This is a genomic window from Robertmurraya korlensis (assembly GCF_023715225.1).
Classification (GTDB): Bacteria; Bacillota; Bacilli; order Bacillales; family Cytobacillaceae; genus Robertmurraya_A.
Map to the genome: position 1 here is coordinate 157,800 of NZ_JAMBNS010000011.1, position 19,088 is coordinate 176,887.

General features: G+C 41.9%; 17 protein-coding genes, 1 rRNA gene and 2 riboswitches. Of the genes, 3 read left to right on the plus strand and 15 right to left on the minus strand.

Going from position 1 to position 19,088, the window contains the following annotated elements:
• Positions 1-55: 55 nt before the first annotated feature.
• Positions 56-1,798: an adenine deaminase C-terminal domain-containing protein gene (locus tag M3175_RS19000; RefSeq protein WP_251522490.1), complete on the minus strand. Its 1,743-nt coding sequence runs from the start codon at positions 1,796-1,798 to the stop codon at positions 56-58.
• 267 nt (positions 1,799-2,065) lie between these two features.
• Here M3175_RS19000 and M3175_RS19005 point away from each other — a divergent pair, with 267 nt between their 5' ends.
• Positions 2,066-2,347, plus strand: a complete 282-nt coding sequence (locus tag M3175_RS19005; RefSeq protein WP_251522492.1) for a YgaP family membrane protein — start codon at positions 2,066-2,068, stop codon at positions 2,345-2,347.
• 83 nt (positions 2,348-2,430) lie between these two features.
• Positions 2,431-2,517, plus strand: a complete 87-nt coding sequence (locus tag M3175_RS25190) for an EYxxD motif small membrane protein (RefSeq protein WP_371321711.1) — start codon at positions 2,431-2,433, stop codon at positions 2,515-2,517.
• Here M3175_RS25190 and purD read toward each other — a convergent pair.
• The 13 genes from purD to M3175_RS19070 all read right to left on the minus strand — a co-directional run bounded on the left by purD (position 2,489) and on the right by M3175_RS19070 (position 15,805).
• Complete coding sequence (gene purD / locus M3175_RS19010) at positions 2,489-3,766, minus strand: phosphoribosylamine--glycine ligase (RefSeq protein ID WP_251522494.1); 1,278 nt, start codon at positions 3,764-3,766, stop codon at positions 2,489-2,491. The genes M3175_RS25190 and purD overlap by 29 nt on opposite strands.
• 22 nt (positions 3,767-3,788) lie before the next feature.
• Positions 3,789-5,324, minus strand: coding sequence for a bifunctional phosphoribosylaminoimidazolecarboxamide formyltransferase/IMP cyclohydrolase (purH, locus tag M3175_RS19015; protein WP_251522495.1), 1,536 nt, complete (start codon positions 5,322-5,324; stop codon positions 3,789-3,791).
• The gene (gene purN / locus M3175_RS19020) at positions 5,302-5,904 is read right to left on the minus strand and encodes a phosphoribosylglycinamide formyltransferase (RefSeq protein ID WP_251522496.1); all 603 of its coding nucleotides are present in this window, start codon (positions 5,902-5,904) and stop codon (positions 5,302-5,304) included. Before purN ends, purH begins: the two co-directional genes overlap by 23 nt.
• A 12-nt stretch (positions 5,905-5,916) precedes the next feature.
• Entirely contained in the window at positions 5,917-6,942 is a 1,026-nt protein-coding gene (purM, locus tag M3175_RS19025; RefSeq protein ID WP_251522497.1) for a phosphoribosylformylglycinamidine cyclo-ligase, read from the minus strand.
• Between the two features lie 109 nt (positions 6,943-7,051).
• Entirely contained in the window at positions 7,052-8,464 is a 1,413-nt protein-coding gene (gene purF, locus M3175_RS19030) for an amidophosphoribosyltransferase (protein ID WP_251522498.1), read from the minus strand.
• The gene (purL, locus tag M3175_RS19035) at positions 8,449-10,668 is read right to left on the minus strand and encodes a phosphoribosylformylglycinamidine synthase subunit PurL (RefSeq protein ID WP_251522499.1); all 2,220 of its coding nucleotides are present in this window, start codon (positions 10,666-10,668) and stop codon (positions 8,449-8,451) included. Before purL ends, purF begins: the two co-directional genes overlap by 16 nt.
• Positions 10,652-11,335, minus strand: coding sequence for a phosphoribosylformylglycinamidine synthase subunit PurQ (purQ, locus tag M3175_RS19040; RefSeq protein ID WP_251522500.1), 684 nt, complete (start codon positions 11,333-11,335; stop codon positions 10,652-10,654). Before purQ ends, purL begins: the two co-directional genes overlap by 17 nt.
• On the minus strand, positions 11,332-11,586 hold the full coding sequence (purS, locus tag M3175_RS19045; RefSeq protein WP_119706435.1) for a phosphoribosylformylglycinamidine synthase subunit PurS: 255 nt from the start codon (positions 11,584-11,586) through the stop codon (positions 11,332-11,334). The genes purQ and purS overlap by 4 nt, the downstream gene beginning before the upstream one ends.
• A complete protein-coding gene (purC, locus tag M3175_RS19050) occupies positions 11,579-12,298 on the minus strand; it encodes a phosphoribosylaminoimidazolesuccinocarboxamide synthase (protein ID WP_251522501.1) in 720 nt (239 codons plus the stop codon). The genes purS and purC overlap by 8 nt, the downstream gene beginning before the upstream one ends.
• Before the next feature lie 70 nt (positions 12,299-12,368).
• Entirely contained in the window at positions 12,369-13,661 is a 1,293-nt protein-coding gene (gene purB / locus M3175_RS19055) for an adenylosuccinate lyase (protein ID WP_160548542.1), read from the minus strand.
• A gap of 3 nt (positions 13,662-13,664) precedes the next feature.
• Positions 13,665-14,819 carry a 5-(carboxyamino)imidazole ribonucleotide synthase gene (gene purK / locus M3175_RS19060; RefSeq protein ID WP_251522512.1) on the minus strand — a complete coding sequence of 385 codons (1,155 nt, stop codon included), beginning with the start codon at positions 14,817-14,819 and terminating at the stop codon, positions 13,665-13,667.
• On the minus strand, positions 14,806-15,294 hold the full coding sequence (purE, locus tag M3175_RS19065; RefSeq protein WP_251522503.1) for a 5-(carboxyamino)imidazole ribonucleotide mutase: 489 nt from the start codon (positions 15,292-15,294) through the stop codon (positions 14,806-14,808). The genes purK and purE overlap by 14 nt, the downstream gene beginning before the upstream one ends.
• Positions 15,295-15,417: 123 nt before the next feature.
• A riboswitch (purine riboswitch) is annotated at positions 15,418-15,519 on the minus strand.
• An 85-nt stretch (positions 15,520-15,604) separates the two neighbouring features.
• Positions 15,605-15,805, minus strand: a complete 201-nt coding sequence (locus M3175_RS19070) for an NETI motif-containing protein (RefSeq protein ID WP_251522504.1) — start codon at positions 15,803-15,805, stop codon at positions 15,605-15,607.
• 157 nt (positions 15,806-15,962) lie between these two features.
• Positions 15,963-16,091: riboswitch (cyclic di-AMP (ydaO/yuaA leader) on the plus strand.
• 112 nt (positions 16,092-16,203) lie between these two features.
• Between M3175_RS19070 and kimA the strand changes: the two genes are divergently transcribed.
• Positions 16,204-18,030, plus strand: coding sequence for a potassium transporter KimA (gene kimA, locus M3175_RS19075; protein WP_251522505.1), 1,827 nt, complete (start codon positions 16,204-16,206; stop codon positions 18,028-18,030).
• Between the two features lie 797 nt (positions 18,031-18,827).
• Here the strand turns inward: kimA and rrf are convergent.
• A 5S ribosomal RNA gene (gene rrf, locus M3175_RS19080) occupies positions 18,828-18,943 on the minus strand.
• Between the last annotated feature and the right edge of the window lie 145 nt (positions 18,944-19,088).

The window sequence follows — 19,088 nt, forward strand, 5'->3', positions numbered from 1 at the left end:
CATTACACCCCTAATAATCTTTTTCTATGCTCATTCTATGATGTCCTTTTATATTTTAACGCATTATCGTTGGAAAGAGTATCATTTTGTTCATCACATCGTACATCCCCTGCTGCGTGATTCGGATATACGGCAGATGAGTAGATGAGAAGAAAAGCAAGGTATAGAAAGGATCAGAGTACGCGTATCCTTTCGTTTTCAAATACGCAAGCAATTCTTTATCTTCCTCCACTAGTTTTTCTAGGGAGTGGTCACTCATTACTCCACTTAATGGCAGTGGAATTTCCAACACGATCCTTCTTTCTTCACTGATGACAATTCCTCCACCCAATTCAACCATGCGTTGGAAAGCGTTCATCATTTCGTACTTATTTTTTCCAATTAAAATAATGTCTCCAGTATTGGAGTACGAGCTAGCTAGCCCCTGCACCTTGTTAGAGAATCCTTTTAACATCGTGTTGATTCTCCATTTGCCATGTTTATCAATCAGCATGAAGAAACACTCATCATGGTCATACGAAAGCTCATCGTAATTGGCATCAATAGATACAGAATACGGCTTGGTAATCACCGCATTCTCCATCTTTATCCCAAATGGCATAGAGAACTGAAAATCATCCATGGATAGTTCCCAGTCCAATTTTAACGGTTCAAATCCCATCTCCACCCAATTAAGTGACTCATAAGCATTTGTATCCATTCCGTCTCTTTTCACCCACTGTCCTTTGGCAAGAACTGATACAGGAGTTGGATGATGCTCATCTGTTAAAAAATTAATATTTGCTACTCTTCCTGTCGCAATATTTCCATGTAAGTGTTCTACATTGTAGTAGCGTGCTACATTGATCGTCCCCATATTGTAGGCATCAATGACTGGTACTCCTTTTTCAATAGCGATACGAATCATTTCATCAATGATTCCTTTTTCGTAAAAGTGAGCAGACGCCCCGTCCGTAGTAAACATAAATTTATCGTACATCGTGATTCCCAGTTGATGAATTTCATCTAGTAGAACAGGTAAATCTGGACGGATCGATGAATGTCTTAAAGAAACCATATACCCCTGCATGAGACGATTATAAATTTCTTCTCCTGTCATCGCTTCATGATCACAGTCCGCACCAAACAGCATCATCTTTGCCAAAGTTTTTTCAGATGCTCCTGGAAAATGACCCTCCACTTTCTTTCTCATTCGTTTGGTTTCTTGCATCCAATGAAGCATCATATCATCACCATCAAGAAGCTTCGGCCAACCGGTAAGCTCTCCTCCTTGAATGACTGCATCGTGTTCAAGCCAGGATTTCACATTACTATGTGAAAATATTTGTTCCTCTTCTCGAATCTCTGTTTGGGCATCAAATCGGCACCACCAGTACATGGAGGTTGGAGATTTACGCATCTCCCTCATGAATGAGAACGCTTTATTTTTTTCCATTTGCAATGCAAGCACCATATTGTCATTGATTAGTGTGGTCGTTCCACACTGTGATGCATAGTGCGCAAGCGAATGGGGATTATATATTTGAAAGGGATGGGCATGTGGCTCAATATAGCCTGGCACCAATAATAGACCTGAGCAATCCACGATTTCACAGTGCTCTACATTGTCAGGATATTTGTCGCCCACGTAAATAATACGGTCGTCATATATCCATATATTCGCTGTCATCCACGTACGAAATGTTTGATTTAAGTACTTGGCATTAGTTAATAGAATAGTCGGAGAAACATTTCCATCTAGAACGGAAATATGTTCTCTAATATGTTTATTTTTCCATCGATATCGCTGATCCAGCATGTATGTCCCTCCTTACGCAGTGTTGTTATCTTAGAAAAATTTTGTCATATTACGGGTAACAATAGTTGAAATATCAAAAATCTACCATTGATTTGTAAGATTCTTTCACACAGTTTTTTAAAGATCTTGTTAGATATACAACCTAATCTACGCAAAATGAAAACCCTTACATTTTATAGGTTTGGTTTTTATAGTATCATATTTCACTGTTTAACGCAGTAAAGAAGTACTAAATTTTTTAAAAAATTGTAAAGGAGTGACAATTCCATGAATGTAAAGCCCAATATTGGAATCCTAAATGCTCTTATCCGTATTACCATTGGATTAAGTGTCTTAGCATGGAGTACAGCAAAACATACCAAAATGCCTTGGAGAGATTCCTATGTATTGCTAGGAATTTTAGGTGCTATGAAGGTAGCAGAGGGGATTGTTCGTTTTTGTCCAATCGTTGCGCTATATGAGAGAGAGCAAAATTTGAGAAGCAATCAAAATCAAGCTTCTAATGAAAAATCAATGACGGAACAGTTTTTACCATACAGCACCCAATAAAATATCCCCCTCTATTCCTTTAGAGGGGGAATCACACTATTGAAAGGAGTCATCACTGTATGTTTTGGGAATATGTTAGCGATATGTCCTTTGTTTTGGTCGCATTAATTGGAAGCATCGTTGCGCTTCTATTTGTTTATATCAAGAAGTCTGGCAAGCGGCAAACGTAATCGCTTTATGACCAATGTCTTTTCTGTAAAAAATGCCATCGCTCGATACATTTGATAATTCGGCATACACACGGTCTTGTGCTGCCTGAAGACTGTCTGCTTTAGCAGCTGCAAGCAATACACGTCCACCTGCCGTAATAATCTTTCCTGCTTCATTCTCGTCTGTTCCAGCGTGGAAAACCTGTGCGTTCTTCACTAGATCAAGACCTTCGATGACACTGCCCTTTGTAGGTTCTTCAGGGTAGCCTTTTGCCGCGCAAACGACACCAACCACTGCATCAGATGACCACTTGATCGTTGGCTGCTCTCCGTTTAACACTGCAAGTATCACTTCGACTAGATCCGATTCCATTCTTGGCAGAACTACTTGTGTTTCTGGATCACCGAATCGGGCATTAAACTCAATTACCTTAGGTCCCGCAGTCGTTTGAATCAGACCCGCATAAAGAATTCCACAGAAGCTTCTTCCTTCTGCTATCATGGCTTCCGCTGCAGGCTTTAGGACCGTTTCCACTGCTGTTTGAACATCTTCATTGCTGATTTGTGGAACGGGAGAATAAGCACCCATTCCACCCGTGTTTGGTCCTTGATCACCATCATAAGCACGCTTATGATCTTGAGCAATTTCCATTGGCACGACCACGTCACCATTCACAAATGCCATGAGAGAAAATTCTTCTCCCTCTAAAAACTCCTCAATCACTACTTTCGCAGAAGCGGCCCCAAACTTGCTGTTCACAAGCATTTCTTTCAGGCTGTCAACCGCTTCTTCCAATGTTAGAGCCACGGTCACTCCCTTGCCTGCTGCAAGACCATCTGCCTTGATCACAATAGGAGCTCCTTTTTCCTCCACATACGCTTTTGCCTCTTCAAAGTTTGTGAAGGATTGATAGGCAGCTGTTGGAATTTGGTACTTCTCCATCAGCTCTTTGGCAAATGATTTGCTGCCTTCAATCACAGCGGCTTTTTGATCTGGGCCAAAAACGGCTAGCCCTTCCGCGCGAATTCGATCGGCAAGTCCTGCTTGTAACGGTGCTTCAGGTCCAATGATAGTAAGACCGATTTCCTCTTTTTTTATAAAATCAATTAGCTTGTCTTGTTCGTCTTCAGAAATATCCACACGCACTGCTACGTCTGTCATTCCTACATTCCCTGGAGCGACGAACACCTTTTTCACAGAAGGACTTTGGCTTACCTTCCAGCAAATAGCGTGCTCACGCCCTCCACGACCTACTACTAGAACGTTCATGGTTTGTACCCCCACTCGAAAATTAGTGTTTAAAATGTCTAACTCCAGTGAATACCATCGCAATTCCGTACTCATCTGCTTTTTTCACTGAATCTTCATCACGAATGGATCCACCTGGTTGAATAATCGCTGTAATTCCAGCCTTTGCCGCTGCTTCAACGGTGTCATCCATTGGAAAGAATGCATCCGAAGCAAGTACCGCACCTGTTGCCTTTTCTCCAGCTTGTTCTAAAGCAATTTTCGCTGCACCTACACGGTTCATTTGTCCAGCACCAATTCCAAGTGTCATGTCAGCATCGTTTACCACGATCGCATTCGATTTCACATGCTTAACAACCTTCCAGCCAAGCTTTAGTGCTTTCCATTCCTCTTCACTAGGCTCGCGCTTGGTTGCTACCGTTACAGTCGCATTTTCTAGTGTAAAACGGTCTTGATCTTGAACAAGTAGTCCGCCTTCAATCGACACATGCTTGTTTTCTACCTTTGCTTTTTCATCAAACGGAATCGTTAGCAAGCGAAGATTCTTTTTGCTTGTTAATACTTCTAGGGCTTCCTCTGAATAAGAAGGAGCAATGATAATTTCTAAGAAAATTTCATGAAGCTTTTCAGCTGTTTGTTTATCTACTTCACGATTCAAAGCGATAATTCCACCAAAGATTGATACAGGGTCAGCAGCAAACGCCTTGGTGAATGCATCATAAACATCCGATCCTGTTCCTACACCACAAGGGTTCATATGCTTAACGGCAACTGCAGCAGGCTCCGTAAATTCCTTTACGATTTGAAGGGCTGCATCTGCATCATTAATATTGTTATATGATAACTCTTTGCCATGAAGCTGAGTGGCATTAGCAATCGAGAAAACAGAGCCAAGTGGCTTACGATAAAAAGCTGCCTTTTGATGCGGATTTTCTCCATAACGAAGACTTTGCTTTAATTCATAAGTAACCGTCATTTTTTCTGGGTTTTCTTCACCAGCAAGATCAGTCATATATTCAGCGATCATCGCATCGTACGCAGCTGTATGTCTAAATACCTTGGCAGCAAGCTTACGACGAGTGGCTTTCTCTACATCACCTGTAGATTTTAGCTCAGCTAGAACCACTTCGTAATCAGTAGGGTCTACTACCACGGTTACGAACTCATGGTTTTTCGCTGAAGCACGAAGCATCGTTGGTCCACCGATATCGATGTTTTCGATCGCATCTTCAACCGTCACATCAGGCTTCGCAATCGTTTGTTGAAATGGATAAAGATTCACACAAACGATTTGGATTGGATCAATTTTATGCTCAGCTAGTTGCTTTTGGTGGTTTTCATCTGAAAACTTGGCTAAAAGGCCTCCGTGAATGTATGGGTTAAGTGTTTTTACCCGGCCCTCAAGAATCTCTGGAAACCCTGTTACATCGCTTACGCTAATAACCGGAACACCGGCTGCCTGTAAAGCATTCTTAGTTCCCCCAGTAGAAATTAACTCATATCCTAATTCGCTTAAATGACGGGCAAACTCAACAACCCCAGTTTTATCAGATACACTAATTAATGCTCGTTTTTTCACTTTCCGTTCTCCTTTCGCCCTTTAAAAGCTCGCTGATTACTGCTGGATAGAGCTTGTGCTCCACCTCATGAATTTTTTTCTGTAAACTTTCCTTTGTTTCTCCCTCATCCACCACTACTGCTTGCTGTGCGATAATGGGACCCGTATCCATCCCTGCATCCACATAATGTACCGTAACTCCGCTTTCTTTCACATTGGCAGCTAACGCTTGACCGATCGCATCTTTACCTGGAAAAGCCGGCAGCATGGATGGGTGGATATTGATGATTTTTCCTTCAAAATCAGTTAACAAAGTTGGACCAATTAATCTCATATATCCTGCTAGTACGACAAGATCAATGTTTTTCTCTGTAAGAAGAGCACAAATCTCTTGCTCATACTCCGTTTTCGAAGGATAGTCCTTTGCCCGAAACACAAACGTCGGAACGCCTGCCTCTTCTGCTCTTTGAATGGCGTATGCACTTGGCTGGTCACAAACTAACAGCTGCACCTTGGCCTCAAGCTCGCCAACTTGAATCGCTTCTAAAATCGCACCAAAATTACTGCCCGAGCCTGATGCAAATACAGCAATATTTTTCATACTGTCCTCCACTTACCCGATGTGTATTCCCTCTTGGCTTGATACTGTTCCGATTGCATAAGCTTTTTCTCCACTTTCGTTAAAGAAGCGAATCACGTCATCTGCAATCTCCTTATTCACTGCTACAACCATACCCGTACCCATATTAAAGATATTATACATTTCCTTACGGTCAAGCTCACCATACTTTTCAAGCAAGTTAAAAATGGCTGGTACCGTCCAGTTTGACTCTTCTAAGTCTGCTCCTAATCCTTCTGGAAGCATACGTGGAATGTTCTCTACAAAACCTCCGCCAGTTATATGAGCCATTCCCTTGATGTCAAACTTTTTCAATGCTGCTAGTAGAGGCTTCACATAAATTTTTGTTGGCTGTAGCAATTCCTCACCAAGAGTGTGTCCAAGTTCATCCACGTACTGAGTAAGGTCAAGTCCTGCTTTTTCTAGCAATACTTTACGAACTAATGAAAAGCCATTGCTGTGTAGACCACTTGAGGCAAGTCCAATTAGCACGTCACCCGGTTGAATGAAAGCACCATTAACTAAAGCAGACTTTTCACAAGCACCAACTGAGAATCCAGCAAGATCATATTCTTCTTCGCTGTACATACCAGGCATTTCAGCTGTTTCTCCACCAACAAGCGCGCAACCCGCTTGTTCACAACCGTCCGCAATTCCTTTAACAATCGCTTCAATCTTGCTAGGCTCTGCTTTTCCGCAAGCAATATAATCTAAAAAGTAAAGCGGCTCTGCCCCTTGAACCACGATATCGTTCACACACATGGCCACTGCATCAATCCCAATGGTGTCATGCTTGTCGAGCATGAACGCAAGCATCAACTTTGTTCCAACGCCATCCGTTCCAGAGACGAGCACCGGCTCCTTCAGGTTTAGACTCGAAAGGTCGAACATCCCACCAAACCCACCTAAGCCTCCAAGCACGCCTGGACGAATGGTACGCTCTACATGCTTTTTCATACGGGAAACAGCTTCGTATCCAGCCTCAATATCTACCCCTGCTTGTTTATAAGCATTTGCCATTGTAAAAACCCTCCATAGAAAAGCGCAAGCGTCTTAAGTAGACGCCGGTGCTAGTCATTTTTCAAGTAAAAATAGATTTCCGTAGAAAAGGCAGCATGTGCTGCTGCCATTATTTAACCGTTTCTAGTGTTAGTTCCGTTGGATAAATTTCCGTTGGGTATTTACCGGTAAAGCAAGCTAAGCACTGTCCGCATTGATCCTCACGTGGATCCTTTCCGATTGCTTCAAGCATTCCCTCCACACTCAAGAATGTGAGCGAATCCGCACCAATCATCTCTCGAATTTCTTCAGGCGAAAGTTTAGAAGCAATTAACTCTTCTCTTGTCGATGTATCAATTCCATAGAAACATGGGTTTTGAATCGGAGGAGAACTAATCACGACATGTACTTCCTTCGCTCCCGCTTCCTTCAACATCGTGACGATTCTACGGCTTGTTGTCCCTCGAACAATCGAATCATCCACCATAATGACACGCTTGCCCTCAACCACTCCACGAACGGGAGAAAGCTTCAACTTCACTCCCTGCTCACGCAAAGTTTGAGATGGCTGAATAAACGTACGGCCCACATAACGGTTTTTAATTAAGCCCATTTCATAAGGAATGCCAGATTGTTCTGCATACCCAATTGCTGCTGAAATACTAGAATCAGGCACACCTGTTACGACATCCGCTTCAATCGGTACTTCCAAGGCAAGCTTTTTACCCATTGCCTTTCTTGCCGTATGAACATTAATTCCTTGGATATTACTATCCGGTCTTGAAAAATACACATATTCCATCGTACACATTGCTTGGTTCGATGCAATGGAATACATTTCTGAATGAATGCCATTTGCATTAATGGTAATTAACTCACCTGGCAATACATCACGAACGAACTCTGCGCCCACTACATCAAAGGCACAAGTTTCTGAGGCAACCACATATGCGTCACCCAATTTGGCAATGGATAATGGTCGCATGCCGTTCGGATCAAGGGCAACCATTAACTCATCTTCCGTCATAATTAAGAAGGCGTATGCCCCTTTTAACATCGTTAAAGCCGTTTTTACACGATCTTTAATCGATGAAAATCCACCGCGGCGAATTAAATGTGCTAGCACTTCTGTATCGGAACTCGTTTGAAAAATACTTCCTTGTCCCTCCAGTTGAAGCTTAAGCTGATTCGCATTCACTAGGTTTCCATTGTGCGCAAGAGCAAGACTGCCCGTCTGTGAGTTAAAGAGAAGCGGTTGAACATTCTCATAACCGCCTCCTCCAGCTGTTGCATAACGAACATGCCCAATCGCCGCACTTCCGGTCATTTCTTCCATCGCCTTAGCCGTAAAGATCTCGGCAACAAGACCTTCCCCTTTTAAGCCCTTCAATCTCTTTTGATCAGAAACGACCATTCCCGTTCCTTCCTGACCACGGTGTTGAAGGCTATGCAATCCGTAATACGTGAGTTGTGCAGCGTCCGGATGTCCCCAAATACCAAAGATACCACACTCTTCATTTAACCCCTTTAGCTCAGCAAGCATGGGATTGCCCCTTTCCAAGCCTTTTCTAGCGTAGAAACTGGTTGTGTAACGACCAATTCATCACCACAAGTTATTTTTAAATCAGAAGTATCTGTTACTGTACCGATATATTTTGCCTCTACTAAGCTTTCAAATTGTGCTTGGTTTTCTTTCTTCACCGTTAAAACGAAGCGAGATTGTGACTCACTAAATAGTGCCGTTGTTGCTTCGCCTTGAAGGGTTACTTCTGCTCCTAGTTCTGAGCTACCCATTAAGCTTTCAGCAAGTGCTACTGCTACTCCACCTTCAGACACGTCATGAGCAGATGCTACCACTCCTGCACGAATCGCTGAAAGAACTTGCTTTTGAGCTTTCTTTTCTACCTCTAGGTTAAGCTCAGGCGCTTTACCAAAGATGTTGTTGTTTGTCAGCTTTTGAAGCTCACTTCCACCAAATTCAGGCTTTGTTTCCCCGATTAGATAGATTAAGTCTCCCGCATCTTTAAAGCTTTGCGTAGTAATATGATCGATGTCCTCGATTAATCCAACCATTCCAACTACCGGTGTTGGATAAACAGCCGTTCCACTTCTTTCATTGTAAAGTGATACGTTCCCACCGATTACTGGTGTGCTTAAAACGTTACACGCTTCACTCATTCCATCCACCGATTTTTCAATCTGCCAGAAAATTTCTGGCTTCTCTGGATTTCCGAAGTTTAAGCAGTCCGTGATCGCAAGTGGTACCCCACCAGAAGCAACAATATTACGTGCCGCTTCAGCAACTGCGATTTTTCCGCCTGTTTCTGGATCCAAGTAAAGGTAGCGAGAGTTACAGTCCGTTGTCATCGCTAATGCTTTTCTCGTTCCACGAATACGAACCACCGCTGCATCGCTTCCTGGTGCTACCACCGTACTTGTACGAACCATATAATCGTATTGATCGTAAACCCACTCTTTGCTTGCAATCGTCGCTTGCTTAAGAAGGTTCACTAACGTTTCGTTATGATCTTTAACTTCTGGCACTGTGTTCTCCATCGCTTGGAACTCACGGAAGTACGCAGGTTCAGCAGATGGCTTGTGGTACACTGGCGCTTCCTCAGCAAGTGCATCTGCAGGAACATTGGCTACTACTTCACCGTTATGAATTAAGCGAAGCATTTTATCATCCGTCACCACACCGATCGCAACTGCATCTAAATCGTACTTACCGACGATATCAGCAATTTCTTGTTCACGGCCCTTTTCAACAACGATTAGCATACGCTCTTGAGACTCAGAAAGCATCATTTCGTAAGCCGTCATGCCTTTTTCACGCTGCGGTACAAGATCCATATTCATTTCAATCCCTGAGCCGGCTTTACTTGCCATCTCCGCTGATGAGCTAGTAAGACCCGCAGCTCCCATGTCTTGAATCCCAACAAGAGCATCACACTGAACAAGTTCAAGACAAGCTTCTAATAAAAGCTTCTCCATAAATGGATCACCTACTTGAACCGCTGGGCGTTTCTCATCTGATGTCTCCGTTAGTTCTTCTGATGCGAACGTTGCACCGTGGATTCCATCACGACCGGTTTTAGCTCCCACGTACATTACCGTGTTACCAACCCCATGCGCTTGACCTTTTTTAATATCCTTATGGTCAATTAAGCCGACACACATCGCGTTAACAAGTGGATTTCCTTCGTAGCAAGCATCAAACTGAATTTCTCCACCAACAGTAGGAATTCCGATACAGTTTCCGTAGCCTGCGATTCCAGCAACTACTTCTTTAAATAAATATTGAACACGGCTCGATGCATCTAACTCACCGAAACGTAGAGAATTTAACAATGCGATTGGTCTCGCACCCATAGAGAACACGTCACGGATAATTCCGCCAACCCCTGTTGCCGCTCCTTGGTAAGGCTCGATCGCTGATGGGTGGTTATGACTTTCAATCTTAAAAACGACCGCCTGCTCGTCACCGATATCCACGATCCCTGCGCCTTCTCCAGGACCTTGAAGAACACGAGCTCCTGATGTTGGGAACTTGCGAAGAACCGGCTTTGAGTTCTTGTAGCTACAATGCTCTGACCACATAACAGAGAATAACCCTGTTTCTGTGTAGTTCGGCGTGCGTCCAAGAATGTCTTCTACCATTTGAAATTCTTCGTCAGACAAGCCCATTTGTGAATAAATTTTCTCTTGTTTAATTTGCTCCGGACTTGGCTCAAGCTTTAACAACATGTGAGTCCCTCCATTGTTTAACGATCGATTGGAATAACTTTACTCCGTCTGCTCCACCTAATAGCTCATCAACAGCTCTTTCAGGGTGTGGCATCATTCCTAGTACATTTCCTTGTTCGTTCATAATTCCAGCGATATCCTCTAAGCTACCGTTAGGATTATTCGTATATGTGAAAACGATCTGCTTGTTTTCTTTTAATCTAGCTAATGTTTCTTCATCACAATAATAGTTTCCTTCACCATGAGCGACAGGAATTTGGATCGTTTCTCCTTGCTTATAGCTACCGGAGAACATCGTTTCATTGTTTTCCACACGAAGCGGGGCATTTTTACAAATGAACTTTAAGCTTTCGTTGCGGCGCATAGCCCCTGGTAAAAGACCTGCTTCTAGTAAAATTTGAAATCCGTTACATACACCGAGTACCGGCTTCCCAGCTTCAGCTGCCTTCACAACTTCCTGCATGACATTACTAAAGCGAGCAATAGCACCCGTTCTTAGGTAGTCACCGTACGAAAATCCACCTGGTAATAGAATGGCATCAAATCCGTCTAAGCTTGTAGCGTCATGCCATACGTATTCTACTTCTTCTCCTAGTTCATCTTTAATCGCATGATACATATCGATGTCACAGTTTGATCCAGGAAACACGATTACCGCAAATTTCACTGTGCAACACACTCCTCAATCTCATAGCGATAGTCTTCAATAACCGTGTTAGCAAGGATTTTTTCACATACTTCTTTTACTACTTCTTCTACATCACGATCTGATTTTTCTACTGTTAATTCCATATATTTTCCGATACGAACATCTGATACCGCCTGATAATTTAACGAATGTAGTGAATGAACAACAGCTGTTCCTTGTGGATCTAATACACTCTCTCTTAACGTTACAAACACTTTAACTTTATACATGTTGTGGTCCTCCTAATTTTTCAAGTATGGTTTCATATGCATCCGTTAAACTTCCTAAATCGCGGCGAAATACATCCTTATCAAACTTTTCATTTGTGACTGCATCCCACAGGCGGCATGTGTCAGGCGAGATTTCATCAGCAAGTAATAATTCTCCTGCAGCATTCTTCCCGAATTCTAGTTTGAAATCGATTAAGCGAATTCCTAGCTCTTTGAAAAAGCTTGATAAAGTCGCATTTACAGTCAGTGCTTTTTCCTTTAATTGCGCTACCTCTTCAGGAGTGGCAAGCTTTAATTCGTCTACATGATCATCTGTGATAAGCGGATCACCTAATGCATCATCCTTTAAGTAAAACTCCACTAATGGCTTTGACAGCTCCTTGCCTTCTTCTACTCCAAGGCGTTTTGAAAAGCTTCCAGCTGCCACATTACGAACGACTACTTCAAGGGGAACAATCTCCACCTTTTGAACAAGCTGCTCAGTCTCAGAAAGGCGCTTTACAAAATGAGAAGGAATACCCGCGTCATGAAGCTTTAAAAATAACAAACTAGTAATCTCGTTATTCAAGCGACCTTTCCCATCGATTGTTGCCTTCTTTTCACCATTAAAAGCAGTAGCTGAATCCTTGTACTCAATCCAAACAATTTGTTCATCATCCGTTTTGTACACCCGTTTCGCCTTGCCTTCGTATAATAAGGAACCTTTTTCCATTAGTAATCGTACCTCCTGAATCGGAATATTGGCAATTTTTTGAGTAGAAGCGCCGCTGGGACGCTTCTTTTTATAAACCTAATCTTTCAAAAATGGTATCTACGTACTTGATATGATAGTTGTAGTCGAAGCAATCATCGATTTCTGCTGGGCTTAACTTGCTAGTAATAAGTTCGTCACTTTCGATTAGTGAGCGGAAATGAACTTGCTTTTCCCAAGCTTCCATTGCTCTTGGTTGAACCGTATCGTATGCTTGTTCACGAGTTAATCCTTTGTCAATTAAAGCTAGAAGGACACGTTGTGAATAGATTAATCCAAGTGTACGATCCATGTTTCTCTTCATATTTTCAGGGAAAACCGTTAAGTTTTTCACAATGTTTCCAAAACGGTTCAACATGTAATTTAGTGCAATCGTTGCATCTGGAAGAATGACTCTTTCAGCAGATGAGTGTGAAATATCTCTTTCATGCCAAAGCGAAACATTTTCGTATGCTGTCATCATGTATCCACGAATTACACGAGCAAGTCCTGTCATATTTTCAGATCCAATTGGGTTTCTCTTATGCGGCATTGCCGAAGATCCCTTTTGACCTTTTGCGAAAAATTCTTCTACTTCACGCGTTTCACTTTTTTGTAATCCACGAACTTCAGTTGCAAATTTTTCAATCGAAGTAGCAATAAGAGCAATCGTGCTCATATAGTGTGCATGACGGTCACGCTGTAGTGTTTGAGTAGAAATTGGAGCTGGCTTAATTCCAAGCTTTTCACAAACATATTTTTCAACAAATGGATCAATGTTTGCGTACGTTCCAACTGCACCAGAAATTTTTCCGTACTCAATGCCTTCTGCTGCCTGTTTGAAACGGTCTAGGTTACGCTTCATTTCTTCGTACCAAAGAGCAAGCTTTAAACCAAATGTCGTAGGTTCTGCGTGTACGCCGTGTGTACGTCCCATCATTACCGTATGCTTATGCTCTTGAGCCTTATTTTTTAAGATCTCAACAAAGTTCTCTAAGTCTTTTAAAAGGATATCATTTGCTTGCTTAAGCATATAAGACAGTGCAGTATCAACCACATCTGTAGAAGTTAGTCCGTAATGTACCCACTTGCGCTCTTCTCCAAGTGTTTCAGAAACAGCTCTTGTAAAAGCAACGACATCATGACGTGTTTCTTGTTCAATTTCATTAATACGATCAATATTGAAAGAAGCATTTTGACGGATTTTTTCAACATCCTCTTTCGGAATTTCACCAAGCTCTACCCAAGCTTCACAAGCAAGGATTTCTACTTCCAACCAAGCCTTAAAGCGATTTTCCTCTGTCCAAATAGCTCCCATTTCCGGGCGTGTGTAACGATCAATCATGTTTTATCCTCCGATCAATTCTTCAGTTTTACTCCAGATCCCACTGTCTTCAATCTCTGCTAGTGCCTCTTCTACGTTTTCACGAAGCAAGGTAATATGCCCCATTTTCCGCTTAAACTTCGGTTCGAGCTTTCCGTAAAGATGAATTTTCCAACCCGTTACAGAAGGAATGGCTTGAATCACAGCTTCTTGATGCTCTCCTAAAATATTTACCATCACTGCTGGTTTTAAGAGAGTCGTACGTCCTAACGGCAAGTTACATACCGCACGCACATGCTGTTCAAACTGTGAGGTTTCACACGCTTCAATTGTGTAATGACCTGAATTATGTGGACGTGGTGCCAGCTCGTTGATATAAATATCGTCATCTTTTGTAAGAAACATCTCAACTGCTAGAGTACCGACCAACTGCAGAGCTGAGGCAAGCTTTTCAGCAAGCGCTAATCCTTTTTCAGCTGCTTCCACACTTATTCGAGCCGGAACAATTGTCTCATGTAAAATATTGTCTCGATGTATATTCTCTCCAATTGGGAACACTTCAGTCTGCCCACTTGCACTGCGAACAACGATTACTGAAATTTCCTTTTCAAAAGGAATCCACTTCTCTAACACACATGAACCATGTTCTAGTAACTTTTCAACCAATGGCAGATCCTTTTCTGTCTTGATGACCAGTTGACCTTTGCCATCGTATCCACCAGTAGCTGTCTTTAAAACAGCAGGAAATCCAAGCCTTTTTATATTATCATAAATGTCTTGTACAGAATGAATGACCGCATAAGGAGCGACCTTCACTCCCGCCTTTTCAATAGCCGCTTTTTCGGTGATTCGATTTTGAGTGATTTCTAGCAATTGAGTTCCCTGTGGTACATACGCATGCTCTGCCAGCCATTTTAAAGCTTCTGCATCGATATTTTCAAACTCATACGTGATCACGTCACTCACACTTGCCAGTTCTTTAATTGCCTCAAGATCGTTATACCCTGCCACGATGCTTAGATCAGATACTTGACCACAAGGAGAATCCTCCGCAGGATCAAGAACAGCCACTCGGTACCCTTGAGCTTTTGCCGATAAGGCCATCATTTTGCCTAACTGTCCACCACCGATAATCCCAATCGTTTGTCCTGGCAAAATCACTGGATTAGACAAGTTCATCACTACTTTCCAAAACGGCTTGTTTCGTTGCTTCTCTTTTCTCTTGAAGCTTTAAGGCAATCTCTTCGTTAAATGCTCCTAATATTTGAGCGGCAAGCAATCCCGCATTCGTCGCACCCGCCGTTCCAATCGCCACTGTTGCTACCGGAACACCTCCTGGCATTTGTACAATCGAGAGTAGGGAGTCTAAACCGTTCAACGCCCTTGATTGCACTGGAACACCAATCACCGGTAAAGTTGTTTTTGCTGCCACCATTCCAGGAAGATGGGCTGCTCCACCTGCTCCTGCAATAATTACCTTTATTCCGCGATCTCGAGCTGTTTCTGCATATTCAAACATCAAGTCTGGAGTTCGATGTGCAGATACCACCTTCTTTTCGTACGGTATATTTAAATCGTCTAGCACTGTACACGCTAGTTTCATAGTTTCCCAATCAGATTTGCTTCCCATAATAATTCCAACTAGTGCTTCCACTGTACCCCTCCTAGCTAAATAATATAAAAAGCCCACACAGATTCTTTCCATGTCGAGGAAAGGAATCTGTCCGGGCTTGTTCATACAAGATGGAAGAGACACAAAAGAAGCGCCTCTTACTCCGGGCATATCACATTTCCTCATAGTCCGATCATTTACGGTAATCGGGTAGAAACTTATGGGCCATATTCCCATTATTATACGAGGGCTATTTCTGAAATTAATCTCATGTATATATTACAATCTGTTATATAATCTGTCAATGAAATTGTCGAACGTTTGTAATTTATGTATAGTTAATGTTCGTGTTTTACTCTATTAAACGAGCTTCGAATACAATTTTCCTAGCAATAGGCTCATAAGTAACGTCTCCAGCCTCTTTTACCTCTTGAAAAACTGGCTTTTCTGTCCGCTTTACAGGAGTATACCCTTCTTTCGCCATTCGTTCAAGGCAATCACTCAATGTTTCATTTTCCTCAACTTCAAAAGTGGCTTTTTTTGGTTTTGTCATATTAAATAGTCCTTTCAATGTCCTTTAATAGTAACCTATTATACCCATTTATACGGGGGAATAGAAGTCTACTTTGTGCTTACTTAAGTTCAAAAATAGTTAACAAATTTTTCATTTACATTTTTTAATGGCGGGAGTATGATAATCAAAGTTTCATATTCTTAAATCGCTGAAACCATTGGTACGGGGGACCCAATATGTCCGGGGGTGAATCCTTTAATAGGTAGGGCTACTCATGAGGCCCGAATCCGACAGCTAACCTCGTAAGCGTTTTTTGAGAAGGAAGGTGGAGCTTGTGGAGCAAATTTGCTAATGTCTACAAGTCTTATTTTTTGATGACTTGTAGACTTTTTTTGTGAATTTTTTTCATTATATTTTACTAGACGGTGGTGTAAAACATGATCTCTTCTATTAAGAGATTACTTATTGGCAGACCTTTGAAGTCTGATCAGTTAGGTGAACAAAAGCTAAATAAAACGAAAGCTTTAGCGATTTTATCATCGGATGCCTTATCATCCGTAGCCTATGGACCAGAGCAAATCCTTATTGTTCTCGTTTCTATAGGGGCCATTGCTTTTTGGTACTCTATTCCCATTGCGATTGGAGTCCTCCTTTTATTAACGGCCCTAATATTATCTTACCGACAAATCATTTATGCCTACCCCCACGGTGGTGGTGCGTATGTGGTATCTAAAACCAATCTGGGTGTTAACCCTGGGCTAGTAGCCGGAGGGTCCTTATTGGTTGACTATATATTAACTGTGGCTGTAAGTGTGTCAGCAGGTACCGACGCGATTACGTCAGCCTTCCCAGCTTTACATGACTACAATGTGGAGATTGCTATTGTATTTGTTATCTTTTTAACGATTTTAAACTTAAGAGGCGTAACCGAATCTGCCTCCATTTTAGCTTATCCCGTTTACTTATTTGTTCTAGCTTTATTTATTTTAATTGGAGTGGGTTTGTTTAAAGTAATAACAGGTCAGGTACCTACTGAACTGCATACACCCATTGGAACACCGGTAGCTGGAATTAGCTTATTCCTTTTACTTAAGGCCTTCGCATCAGGTAGCTCTGCGTTAACAGGTGTCGAAGCGATATCAAATGCCATTCCAAACTTTAAAGACCCTGCTCCAAAAAATGCAGCAAGAACCCTGATGCTAATGGGTACACTGCTAGCGATTTTATTATCTGGAATTGTCGTTTTAGCTTATTACTACGGAATTACTCCAAGAGCAGAAGAAACTGTCGTCTCACAAATTGCTAGTCAAACCTTTGGTCGAACCTTTATGTATTTCTTCATTCAAGGGACAACCGCTCTAATTTTAATCCTAGCGGCAAATACAGGATACTCAGCGTTCCCATTATTAGCTGTAAACTTAGCTAATGATAAATTCATTCCTCGTATGTTTACACTACGAGGCGATCGGCTGGGTTATTCAAATGGAATTATGATTTTAGGTTTTGCTTCCATCTTGTTAATTATCACCTTTCATGGACATACAGAAAATTTAATTCCGTTGTATGCGGTTGGTGTCTTTATCCCATTTACCCTTTCTCAAACTGGAATGATGGTAAAATGGATTCGCGAAAAACCAACCGGCTGGGTATCAAAGCTCGCGATAAATACAACCGGTGCTCTGATCAGTTTCGTAGTGACTTTAATGTTTTTTATCACCAAGTTTAGCCAAGTATGGCCGGTTCTTGTGTTTATTCCTGTGATTGTCCTGATTTTTCATAAAATCCATAAGCATTATGAAGCCATTGCGGACCAGCTTCGTGTCACTACATGCGAAGCCGCACTACCCATCGAAGGAAATGTCATTATCGTACCTGTGGCTGGCATCACCCATGTAGTAGAGAATTCCATCACCTATGCTAAGTCACTATCCGCAAGCCAGGTCATAGCTGTGTATGTAGCCTTTGATCGGGAAGAAGAAAAACGCTTTGAGGAAAAATGGAAAAAGTGGCAGCCTGACGTACGATTGGTCACCTTACATTCTCACTATAGAAGCATTATTCATCCCCTCACCAAATTTGTCGACACAGTCGAGCATAAAGCGAGTGAATCTAATTATCGTGTAACAGTGTTAATCCCGCAGTTCATACCGAAAAAAGGCTGGCATAATATGCTTCACAATCAATCCAGCTTTCTGATCCGTTCCTTCTTGCTTTATCGAAAAAATGTTATTGTGTCAACACTGCCTTATCATTTGAAGCATTAGGTGGGGGTCGGAAAAAAGCACCTGTGCATAACGGGTTCAGATACCTGTCATGTTTTATAGATATACGTTTGAAAATCTCCTTATATTTGTTATACATTTTGCCCTGCACAATGCAGGGCTTTTTGTTGTGTAAGAATATTAAACAGTGTCATCATATTCATAATGCATTTGATGGTCAAGATACTGTTATAAAACGATGTTGATTTTACTGTGTTTGAAAATAAACGGAAAAATTCCGTTTAAATTGGGAAATACCCATATTTCCTTAAGAATAAGCGGAGTTTTTCCGCTTAAGTGATCCAAATCTTTGAATTTTGGCTTATTTAGAGCAGTTAACCGGAATTCCTCCGCTTATTTCTGCTTCTTTAGCATCCTCCATATACATTAGCCGGAAATTCTCCGCCTATTCATTCTCTTACTTATACGATATCTTCAATGAATAATAACAGAGCGAAAGTCAAAGGAAAAACGTCGTTTTGTAAATAAAAAAACAACAGTTTGCAATCCAAGATGCGAGGTAGCAGAACCCGTTAACCCGGGAGAGTGCTTTTCTGTTTTACGCGACAGTAGATTGAGCAGTGGGCATTGGGTATTGGGCATTTCTATTTGACCCGTTGCTAAGGAAGGAATTGTTTGCGGGCAGATAGAGTCCTTCTATTTGACCCATTGAAGCAAGTGGACTTGCTTACGGGTAAATAGAGCCTTTCTAATTAACCTACAAAGACAAAAAAGCGAGCATACAGTCAATTAAAAACACAGACAACAAAAAAAGCACCCACTCAGGTGCTTTTTCCTTTGCCTAGCGACGTCCTACTCTCACAGAGGGAAACCCTCAACTACCATCGGCGCTGAAAAGCTTAACTTCCGTGTTCGGTATGGGAACGGGTGTGACCTTTTCGCTATCGCCACTAGACCAGTATTCACTTGAAGGAATCATTCCTTCAAAACTAGATAATGAATGAAGAAGAAGAAATACGTTTCATCGTAATTTGGTTAAGTCCTCGATCGATTAGTATCAGTCAGCTCCACACGTCACCGCGCTTCCACCTCTGACCTAT

Coding starts and splice junctions, on each gene's coding strand:
- purL (WP_251522499.1), bottom strand. CDS start 10,668: ATGTTGTTAAAGCTTGAGCCAAGTCCGGAGCAAATTAAACAAGAGAAA.
- M3175_RS19000 (WP_251522490.1), bottom strand. CDS start 1,798: ATGCTGGATCAGCGATATCGATGGAAAAATAAACATATTAGAGAACAT.
- purK (WP_251522512.1), bottom strand. CDS start 14,819: ATGAACTTGTCTAATCCAGTGATTTTGCCAGGACAAACGATTGGGATT.
- purF (WP_251522498.1), bottom strand. CDS start 8,464: ATGCTTGCTGAGCTAAAGGGGTTAAATGAAGAGTGTGGTATCTTTGGT.
- purS (WP_119706435.1), bottom strand. CDS start 11,586: ATGTATAAAGTTAAAGTGTTTGTAACGTTAAGAGAGAGTGTATTAGAT.
- purC (WP_251522501.1), bottom strand. CDS start 12,298: ATGGAAAAAGGTTCCTTATTATACGAAGGCAAGGCGAAACGGGTGTAC.
- M3175_RS25190 (WP_371321711.1), top strand. CDS start 2,431: ATGTCCTTTGTTTTGGTCGCATTAATTGGAAGCATCGTTGCGCTTCTA.
- purD (WP_251522494.1), bottom strand. CDS start 3,766: ATGAACGTTCTAGTAGTAGGTCGTGGAGGGCGTGAGCACGCTATTTGC.
- purB (WP_160548542.1), bottom strand. CDS start 13,661: ATGATTGATCGTTACACACGCCCGGAAATGGGAGCTATTTGGACAGAG.
- M3175_RS19070 (WP_251522504.1), bottom strand. CDS start 15,805: ATGACAAAACCAAAAAAAGCCACTTTTGAAGTTGAGGAAAATGAAACA.
- M3175_RS19005 (WP_251522492.1), top strand. CDS start 2,066: ATGAATGTAAAGCCCAATATTGGAATCCTAAATGCTCTTATCCGTATT.
- purN (WP_251522496.1), bottom strand. CDS start 5,904: ATGAAAAATATTGCTGTATTTGCATCAGGCTCGGGCAGTAATTTTGGT.
- purM (WP_251522497.1), bottom strand. CDS start 6,942: ATGGCAAATGCTTATAAACAAGCAGGGGTAGATATTGAGGCTGGATAC.
- kimA (WP_251522505.1), top strand. CDS start 16,204: ATGATCTCTTCTATTAAGAGATTACTTATTGGCAGACCTTTGAAGTCT.